Origin of the sequence: Paraburkholderia sp. BCC1885 (genome assembly GCF_900996235.1) — a bacterium.
Lineage (GTDB): Bacteria > Pseudomonadota > Gammaproteobacteria > Burkholderiales > Burkholderiaceae > Paraburkholderia.
This window is the reverse complement of the sequence record NZ_CAAJGM010000093.1, coordinates 1-520: the sequence shown is the minus strand read 5'-3', so window position 1 is coordinate 520 and position 520 is coordinate 1. Positions and strand designations below refer to the sequence as shown.

Sequence of the window (520 nt, the reverse complement as noted above, 5' to 3'; positions counted from 1 at the left end):
TGCCGGCCTTGATGCGGCCTTCGATCGGCGCCTCGATGTCGGTCAGGCTCGACAGGCCTTCCTCGCCGGCGCGATTGCGGAACACCAGGCCGCTCGACACGGTGCTGGCCTCGTCGCGGTTGATCGCCGCCAGTTCGTCGGCCACGCCGAGCGTCTGCGGGTTGGCTGCCGCCGCCGGCACGCCGCCCGCGCCGTTGGCGGCCACGGCCGCCGCCGCGTAGGGCTGCGCGTAGCCGGCGGGCGGCGGCGGGATGTAGGCGGGTGCCGCGTAGGCGCCTGCCTGCTGCTGCGGATAGGGCGGCTGCGGCGTATAGGGCTGCGGCTGGTAGGCCGGTGGCGGATAGGCGCCCGGTGCATAGGGCTGCGGCGCATAGGCTTGCTGCTGCGGATACGGGGCCTGGCCGTAATAGGGCTGCTGCTGTGCGTAGACCGGTTGCGCGGCGGCGCGCGTGGTGTTCTTGCGCGCGGTGCCGCGTCGTGCCGGCTGCGGGCGGGCCGGCGCGTCATAACCGGGCGCATA

General features: G+C 74.2%; 1 pseudogene. It reads right to left on the bottom strand.

From position 1 onward, the window contains the following. Positions 1–520, bottom strand: a pseudogene (locus FQ755_RS07620) (cellulose synthase); the annotation flags it as partial.